The sequence below is a fragment of the Myroides odoratimimus genome, assembly GCF_030326305.1.
GTDB classification, from domain to species: domain Bacteria; phylum Bacteroidota; class Bacteroidia; order Flavobacteriales; family Flavobacteriaceae; genus Flavobacterium; species Flavobacterium odoratimimum_A.
This window is the reverse complement of the sequence record NZ_JACAKB010000053.1, coordinates 1-9,084: the sequence shown is the minus strand read 5'-3', so window position 1 is coordinate 9,084 and position 9,084 is coordinate 1. Positions and strand designations below refer to the sequence as shown.

Below are 9,084 nucleotides of genomic sequence, written 5' to 3'. Positions count from 1 at the left end.
CAGCCTTTTTTACAAATAATCCTTTCCTTTATTTCTCTTAAAATCAACTATTTAATAATTTTGTCGTGTACTAAGAAATTTGACACAAATAGTGCAGTAGAGAGAGATACAGAATTACTTCTAGAAGTAGAGTCCTTAAGAGCGATGCGAATTAGTACATCTGATATGTTCTATATGGCACCTGCTCAGTATAGAGGTAAACAGTATTTAGGAGGAGCGATAGACCTTATCCCTTTCGAATTAGCCACTACACTAGGTAGCGAAATATGGCTAGAACACAAAGCTCCTTATTCTGCTATGGAAGAAGGGTTAGTAAGAGCTGTATTTGGCTACAGTGGAAATGATCGACTTCAACAAGCAGCAGCTATCACAGCCAATAGATTAGACACTAGTGATATGAGACAAAAACTCTCTGGAGGCTATCTAAGTCGTAAGATTAATTGGAGAAAGTTTGCTTTAGAAATACAATTACCCATCTCTAAAGAAGACTGTAAAGAACAGATATTTAGACAATTTGACTATGGATATCAAGTAGTCCTTAATGCATTAAAACAATGAAAAATGTCTTTATCACAGGAGGTACTTCAGGGATGGGATGGGCATTAGCTCAGCGCTATTTACAAGAGGGTTACCGCGTAGGTATCGGCAGTCGTAATCCTCATAAAGAAGGACATGACTTCGCTGTACATACTAACCTAGCTGTCTATACAGTAGACGCAACAGATCTACCTCAACTACGAGATGTTATAAACACATTTAGCCAAACAAGACTTGATATACTGATAGCTGGAGCAGGTAATTATACAGATAGTGCCTTAGAGCAAATTTCATGGGAAGATACCAATGCCATGATAGACAATAATATCAAAGCCACACTAAATGCATTAGAAGTAGCGAGATGCTGTATGCAGAACAATGGAGGAACTATCGTCTGTATCGCTTCGATCTCTACCTTTTTAGACTATAATGAGGCAACAATCTACACAAGGTGTAAGCAAGCAGTAGTAGCACTTACCAAAGCGTATCAACGCGCCTATAGGGATAAAGGGATTAAAGTTATCAGTGTGCACCCTGGTTATGTCGCTACACCTAGACTACTAGACCTCAATAGTGATGATCTTTCTAAAAAACAATATGTTATCACTCCTACAGAAGCAGCTGATATCATCTATACTGATATTACACAAGGCAAAGAACTTATAGTCTTTCCTAAAAAGATGTATCGACTAATTCGCTGTTTACAGCTATTCCCTAAAGGAATATTACAACGTATTATGCACAAAAAAGCAAAATGGCAAAAGAAGAAATAACTCCTACTTTTAAACAACGAACCAAAGCAATGCTTCTCTGTTATGCTGTCTTCATTATTTTATATATGATGGCACAGTATTACTCTGTATATAGAGCATTGGATTGGTCTGTCACCTTAGCGATAGATCACTATATCCCGTTTATAGAATGGATGATCGTTCCCTATACTACTAGTGGGCTGTTCTTCTTACTCGTTTTTTATTGGGTAGATTCTATTTATCAATTGAGATTACTGACTAAACGTATGTTAGCAGTCACTATAGTCGCTTTTATTGGGTTTATTGTATTCCCTATTCATTTTACAGTAGAGAGACCTTTGCATACAGTGGCTTTGTTTAACCCCCTTTTTGACTTTATCACGACATGGGATACCCATTATAATCAAGCTCCATCACTACATGTAGCCTATGCAGTTGTGTTTATGACTGTTGTAGAACACACTAGAAGATTTAAGGTATTTACCAAAGTCTTCTTACATTTCTGGCTTGTCTTAGTAGCGCTCTCTACACTATTTGTCTATCAGCATCACACCATTGACTTAATCACAGCCATTCTAGTTTGTTTAGGCACTTTTATCTTTCTACCCAACAAAGAGAAAGCCCTATACCTCAATATTAAAAAAGGCTTAATATACTTTGTTTTAGCGACTATGCTATTGGGTATTGTTTGTTATTCACTTGAGCGTTATACCTCTATTTTATTGATTTGGATAGCGACTAACCTTATCTATATAGGCACAGCTTATATTCAAAACAATATCTATTTTGTCAAAGATAAACAAGGACAGATTAGCTTGTGGAAATACCTTGTTCTACTGCCTTATATCACAACTTATTATATTCTGAGAAGGCTAAACAAAGTCTATTACCCAGTAGAAGTCAAGGAGATGATCCCTCAGCTATATATCGGGTCTTTACTTTCTTCTAAAGAAGCTTCAGCTCATTTTGATTCAAATGAAGTAATAACGTATGACCTATCTGCTGAGATGAAGGAGAACAGCTATTTATTACACCATTCTACCTATCACTTTTATCCGCTTTTAGATACAGGACAGGCTAATCAAGAATATATTCAGTGTATTGTAACACATATTATTAACGTTTATCAAAACAAAAAAAATAATACCGTAATCTATATACACTGCGCTATGGGACTGTCTAGAAGCATGACTATAGCCGCCTTAGTTTACGCTTATTATACAGATTGTACACAAAAAGATGCACAGGCTTATATACAATCTATTAATCAAAACGCTATCTTTAAATTATAAATTGCTATAAAAAACACTAATATATGATAGAAGGAACATTCACTAGCTTTGATAATGCAGCTATATTTTATCGAGCTTGGAATTACAAAGAAGGACAAAAAACAATGATTGTCCTACATCGTGGACATGAGCATTCTGCTCGTTTAGCGGAGTTTGCACAGAGTGCTCCATTTGCTAATTATAACGTATTTAGTTTTGACTTTAGAGGGCATGGATATACAGAACAGGAAGTATCTCCTAACTTCATGGACTATGTGCGAGACCTAGATACCTTCGCTCATTACCTAAACCATACCTATCAAATACACTATCACGACACTTTCGTAGTAGCCAATAGTATCGCCGGGGTAATCGCTAGTGCATGGGTACATGACTATGCTGTACCTATCGCAGGTATGGCTCTACTAGCTCCTGCATTCTCTATTAAATTATACATTCCTTTGGCTAAAGAAATGATAGCACTTGGCACTAAGTTTAAGCCAGATATGATTGTGACAAGTTATGTAAAGTCTAAGGTATTAACTCATGAAAAAGATCAACAGGTCGCTTACGATAGTGACCCGCTAATCACGAAATTTATCAATGGGCGCATGCTTGTAGACTTATTAGATGCGGGAAAACGCATTGTAGATGATGCAGCTGCCATCACTATACCTACTATTGTCTTCTCAGCTGGGAAAGACTATGTAGTAAAGAACAAATGGCAACAACGCTTCTTTCACAATCTAAGTAGTGACTTAAGAGAGTTTAAAACACTAAAAGAAAGCTTCCATGGTATATTATTTGAAAAAGGAAGAGAACAAGTGTATAAAGACATCGCTAAGTTTATGGAGAAGAGTTTTACTGCTCCTAAAGTAAAAATCAACCTCAAAGCGGATAAGTTTACCACTGATGAGTACTACCAAATGTTATTTGGTCTATTGCCTTCTGTCGAATTGCTATTTTATAAAATCCAGAAGAAACTATTAAGCGTAATAGGTCCTCTATCAGAAGGAATGCGATTAGGACTGTTATATGGTTTTGACTCTGGAATCTCTCTAGACTATGTGTATAAAAACATACCTCAAGGAAAGCTAGGCTTCGGTAAAATAATGGATAAGAACTACCTTAAGGCTATCGGATGGGCAGGTATCCGCCAACGAAAAGTTCATCTATTACAACAAATAGACAAACAAATAGCCCTGTTACAAGAACAAGGACAACCTATCAAGATACTAGACGTAGCAGGAGGTACTGGTAATTACTTATTTGACATTAAGGCAAAATATCCTGATGCAGAAATAGTAGTCAATGACTTTAAACGTTCAAATATAGAAGTAGGTGAAGCTTATATCAAACAGCACAATCTAACTGGTATTCGTTTTACGAACTATGATTGTTTTGATCTAAACACCTATCCGCTGTTCAACTTCGAACCGAATATCACGATTATCTCTGGCATATTCGAGTTGTTTGATGACAATGATATGATTTGCAATACCATCAAAGGTATAAGCAGTATCGCAACAAATAACAGTGTGATTGTGTACACAGGACAGCCATGGCATCCACAATTAAAAACAATTGCCTTTGTACTAAAGAGTCACAGAGATACAGACTGGGTAATGCGTCGTCGCTCTCAGTATGAACTAGATAAACTATTCGCTTATAACAGCGTATTTAAACAGAATATGTTAATCGACAACTATGGTATATTCACAGTATCTGTAGGTAAGATTGTCAAATCATAAATAACAAAAGCCCTCAATGATGATGAGGGCTTTTTTTATTACCACTCAGATTACTCCGAGTAACCTAACGTATTTTTATCAACTCTTTTGTGGTGGTGGTGTTTTGTCTTTTTGTGAAATCGCTGTTTTCTGTTGCCCGTTCCCTGTGAGACGCAAAATATTGTCGTCTCTACCTTATATAGGTTCATAATCAAGAAAATTCCTAATTCCTAATTCCTAATTCCTAATTCCTAATTCCTAATTAATTACTTAAACTTCTTTAAATAATCTAATGTGTTTACTAATTCATACTTAGGACTGCGCTCTAACCACATATTAAAGAATGCAGTATGAGATGCTCCCATCAAAATAAATACTCTATCATTCTCAGTTAATGGTATCTGATTTAGGTTAGAATACATAATTAAGTTACGGTGATAGTACTTTGCAGCTTCATCTGCTCCTTCAGACTTACCTGGTGAAGACACATGAGTCAGCATATCAGCATTCAGATTGATATAAGCATCTAATGATTTCTTTGTATTTGTATTATATAACATCTTTTGCACATTAGAACCTTCATCACTAGCTCTTAATTGTCTTAAAACAACGTTTATATAATCATCATAAATTGCTTTGTCATTATACTCAGGGATATTCTTACTCACCATATAGTTATATCCTTTGCTATAATCAATACCATATAGTTTCTTCACTCCTGCTAATCTTCCTAATTCAAATCCCAATAAATGTACTTCATTAGGGTCAACTATTTTTATATTAGGATCTTTTATATACGATTGGTATAATTCATTTAAAACGTCCATAGTATTTGCCTTTTGCTCTAATACGATTACCGTAGGTTTAAACTCTGCTATGGCTCTTGCCACTTCGTGTACCATCGCTTTATTCTTAGCGTCATTCTCATCAAATTCAGTCTTATTTGAATCTGATGTAAATCCCATGTGAAAAGTTCCCATATTCAATACTGGAATACGTTTCTCTAATTTTAAATCCTCATTTATTTGAGCATTTACTATTTGTCCTCCTAATAAGCACATCGCTAATAAACTGAATAATTTAGTTTTCATACTTTTAATTTGTTTGTTTTGATTACAGGACAAAGATGAAATAGTAAGCGCTTTCTCTTTTTACGTTTTCGACCAACACTCTATTTTATCCGATGAACACAGCACATAAAGACACTTTTATCTCAGAATATTAGGTAACTCCACTTCCTCTAAAGCTTTGTCATGTTTAACAAACTCCCTGATGCCTGCAGAATGTTGCCCCCCTACGATAACGACTATTCTCTCATCTGATTTATCCAACTGTTTTTGTATTAAAGAATACATGTATAGATTACGTCTAAATCTTTCTGATACAAAATAAGCTCCTGAGAAATCTTCTATACTACCTACTTTATTAAATAAGCTGATATACCCCATATTTAATCTATCTTCAAATGAACTACTATTAAAGAATAATAATAATTCCTGAAGAGATTTATCCTGTTGAAACTTAGAGATTAATAATTGCCCATATTCACCTAAATCAGCTTGAATTTCATTCATTAAATCTATCTGATTTGTTTTTTGGATTGCTTTCATAATTGTATCATTGGGCTCGTTTAGGAAATAATCAAATGCATATAGTTTTTGATGATTTAAAGCATCAGCCAGTCTAAAGCCTAATTGCTGAACTTCACTATTAAAATATTTTGTTTCGTTTTTCCCATACCTTTCTTTAATAAGATGAAATGACTTGTCCTTTAAATAAAGTTTATATAGCTCATCTAATTCTCTTTGTTTACTAAATTCCCATTCTACAAATATCTTTGTAGGCTTATAAGCTTCTATTTGCTTTATTATTTCTTCTAATTCTTTTTGGTTCTCTTTAGTTGTAATATCTAAATCTATCCCTAACTGAGATTGTATTAGATGAAAATGAAAAGTTCCTATCATCAATACTTTATTTTTATGCCCTGTATTATATAATACTGAAGTAATGGTATTAGGTTCTTTTTTTAAAACCTTATTTTCTATCTTCGCTTCCAAGTTTATTCTTTTTGCTACACTAGCATTTGCTATTTGGGATACCATTAATATTCCCAAAAAACATATCAACCTATTTATCATTATTCCATTTTTTAGTTATCTATCAAAAATGCAACTCTACAATATAAATATTGCATTTTTTTCGACCAACACTCTATTTTATCCGATGAACACTCTTTATTTAAAAACTAAGTTTTTATAGATTTACAAAAAACAAATATTATGCAACCTATAGAAGTGCTATCTAGAAAAAAAGAAATACAATTACACCTAATTTTATAGCTTATTATCATCTATACTAGATATGTACATGTTGATTATAAAGCTCCTTATTTCTTTAGTTTTACAGACTTCTCCTTATTTAATAATACATTTATAATCATATTCGCAACCATATTTTACTTTCATTATTTGTTTATAATGCCACGTATTATACAGAAATTTAGCTGGAAGAGAGTATTCTTAGGTTGGGCTATATCATTTGTTTTTTTTGTTGTTATAAGAGCTTTAATAGAACAAGTAATCACAGTATGGATATGGGGTACACAGAATTACTTCGTAGGTACACCTACATGGTACTATATTTTTGACAATATCTACTTCAGCCTAGCTCCTATCTTTATTGCTTCAGTTACTTACATTATTATCCACTTAGTACGCAGTCTACAATTAAATCAGATCATAAAACAAGAAAAGAATGAAGTAGAACTGCGCTTTTTAAAATCACAAATAAATCCTCATTTCGTCTTTAATACACTAAATAATATCTATTCTTTAGTCTATCAGAAGTCTGAACAGGCGCTCCCTGCTATAGATAAACTAAGTCAACTCATGCGATACATGACTTATGAAACGGATACAGATCACATAGAACTTCAAAAAGAAATCAACTATATACAAGATTTTATTGACCTAGAGAAGATGCGTATCGCAGGGCAGACGAATATAGTCGTGTATATCGATATAGAAAACCCTAGTCTACTCATTCCTCCATTATTGCTATTGCCTTTTATCGAAAATGGTTTTAAACATGGAATATTGACGGATCAAGAACATCCTTTTACAATTACGATTAAACAGCACAATAATCTACTTGAAATACATACTCAGAACAAGACTAACAATTATAACAAGGATAAAACTAGTGGAATAGGTCTAGCCAATATCCATAAACGCTTAGATTTACAATTTCCGAATAAACATACCTTGAATATTACAGAAGAAGAGAATATCTTTACTTGCCAACTATCCATTGAATTATGAGTACTATCCGATGCTATATACTAGATGATGAGCCCTTAGCGGTAGCCTTACTAAGCGATTATGTACAGAAGTCTCCTCAGCTAGTGCTAGTCGGGAGTTCTACCTCTGCATTAACATCTTTAACTGAATTACAACAGTTAGACGTAGACCTGTGCTTCATCGATATACAAATGCCTGAACTAACAGGGTTGCAAATCATGAATCTACTGGGTAGAAAGACCTACTTCATCATCACCTCAGCCTATAACCAATACGCATTAGAAGGGTATGAGCATAATGTAATCGATTATCTATTAAAACCGATTACCTACGAGAGATTCTTTAAAAGTATACAGAAGACATCTCCCATTATACAACAGAATAATATAGTGACAACTCCTCCAAAAATAGATCAAGAGAATCACTTATTTATCAAAACAGATGGTAAACATATTAAAGTACTCTTTAATGATTTAAAATACATAGAAGGGTTAAAAGATTATTTGGTATTACATCTCGTGAACGAACGTCTTATCACACTATGTACTTTAAAGGAGATGGAAGATAAGCTACCTAGTCACCTATTTATCCGTGTACATAAATCTTTTATTATCAACAAACAACACTTAGATGCTATAGAGCGCAATAGACTATATATAGATAAGGCCATCATCCCTATAGGAGAGACTTATAAAAAAACGGTATTAGGTCAACTCTTGAAAGAATAAGTACTTACTTCTAATTGATTACTTCCTCATATAAATCTAGTATACTTCTTATTCTATTGAGCATTTAATCTATCTTACTATTCTTGTAGTTTTCATACTACTTGCTTTTATATACTTCAATACTAAATATAATATGCATCCATAGTGACTCCGTTAAAATATCCAAAATAACGGACTCACTACGGACTCATACCAATTAAATACCGTATAACTCTTTACTATAAGAACATTCTGGATACAAAAAAAGAAGATGATCTTTCGGATCACCTTCTAAGTGTTGAGTTAATTTTAAAACAACAATAATGAACTATGTGAGGTAAAATTACTTGATGCCAATTCAAAATAAATATAGATATCAAATGTAATTAGAAGAATACTAACTCATTTCAATGTTTTATATCTAATGAAGTATACGCAGACAAATAAGAATTAAAAAAAGGCTACATCACTGTAACCTTCTAAAAATTTCTTAACACTTTAATTGTAATTGTTTCCTTTTCTAAAGAAAGAAAAATAATAACGAAAGATTGATAAAAAGATAAGGGCAATTCTACTCTATCAATCTCTCATCGTTTTTAATTTGTTTGGTTATTGCAAGCTATTACATTTGATAAGAAGAACAAACTATAAAAGCTGACCAATTTCAAACATTATCCCCCTATTCCACTTTTACACTTTGAATTATCCCAAATTACGCATTAGGGATATTTAAAGGTAGATCTAAAGGATAATCCCATAATCCTACGAACCATTTTCGTCGCTTCTTG

At 33.4% G+C, this 9,084-nt stretch carries 7 protein-coding genes and 1 pseudogene; 6 read left to right on the top strand and 2 right to left on the bottom strand.

Annotated features, from left to right (window positions below; translation table 11 throughout):
* The 4 genes and pseudogenes from HX049_RS17805 to HX049_RS17790 all read left to right on the top strand — a co-directional run.
* A pseudogene (locus HX049_RS17805) lies at positions 1–558 on the top strand (patatin-like phospholipase family protein); the annotation flags it as partial.
* A complete protein-coding gene (locus HX049_RS17800; RefSeq protein ID WP_286417676.1) occupies positions 555–1,310 on the top strand; it encodes an SDR family oxidoreductase in 756 nt (251 codons plus the stop codon). The pseudogene HX049_RS17805 and the gene HX049_RS17800, both read left to right, overlap by 4 nt.
* Positions 1,292–2,581, top strand: coding sequence for a phosphatase PAP2 family protein (locus HX049_RS17795; RefSeq protein ID WP_286417675.1), 1,290 nt, complete (start codon positions 1,292–1,294; stop codon positions 2,579–2,581). Before HX049_RS17800 ends, HX049_RS17795 begins: the two co-directional genes overlap by 19 nt.
* A gap of 23 nt (positions 2,582–2,604) precedes the next feature.
* A complete protein-coding gene (locus HX049_RS17790; RefSeq protein ID WP_286417673.1) occupies positions 2,605–4,311 on the top strand; it encodes a bifunctional alpha/beta hydrolase/class I SAM-dependent methyltransferase in 1,707 nt (568 codons plus the stop codon).
* A 245-nt stretch (positions 4,312–4,556) separates the two neighbouring features.
* Here the strand turns inward: HX049_RS17790 and HX049_RS17785 are convergent, their stop codons facing one another.
* Positions 4,557–5,381, bottom strand: coding sequence for a DUF5694 domain-containing protein (locus HX049_RS17785; protein WP_286417671.1), 825 nt, complete (start codon positions 5,379–5,381; stop codon positions 4,557–4,559).
* Between the two features lie 117 nt (positions 5,382–5,498).
* Positions 5,499–6,428, bottom strand: coding sequence for a DUF5694 domain-containing protein (locus tag HX049_RS17780; protein ID WP_286417669.1), 930 nt, complete (start codon positions 6,426–6,428; stop codon positions 5,499–5,501).
* Positions 6,429–6,767: 339 nt separating this feature from the next.
* Here HX049_RS17780 and HX049_RS17775 point away from each other — a divergent pair, with 339 nt between their 5' ends.
* Together HX049_RS17775 and HX049_RS17770 are read left to right on the top strand one after the other, a co-directional pair.
* Complete coding sequence (locus HX049_RS17775) at positions 6,768–7,610, top strand: sensor histidine kinase (RefSeq protein WP_286417667.1); 843 nt, start codon at positions 6,768–6,770, stop codon at positions 7,608–7,610.
* Positions 7,607–8,317 carry a LytR/AlgR family response regulator transcription factor gene (locus tag HX049_RS17770; protein WP_286417665.1) on the top strand — a complete coding sequence of 237 codons (711 nt, stop codon included), beginning with the start codon at positions 7,607–7,609 and terminating at the stop codon, positions 8,315–8,317. The genes HX049_RS17775 and HX049_RS17770 overlap by 4 nt, the downstream gene beginning before the upstream one ends.
* Positions 8,318–9,084: the final 767 nt, after the last annotated feature.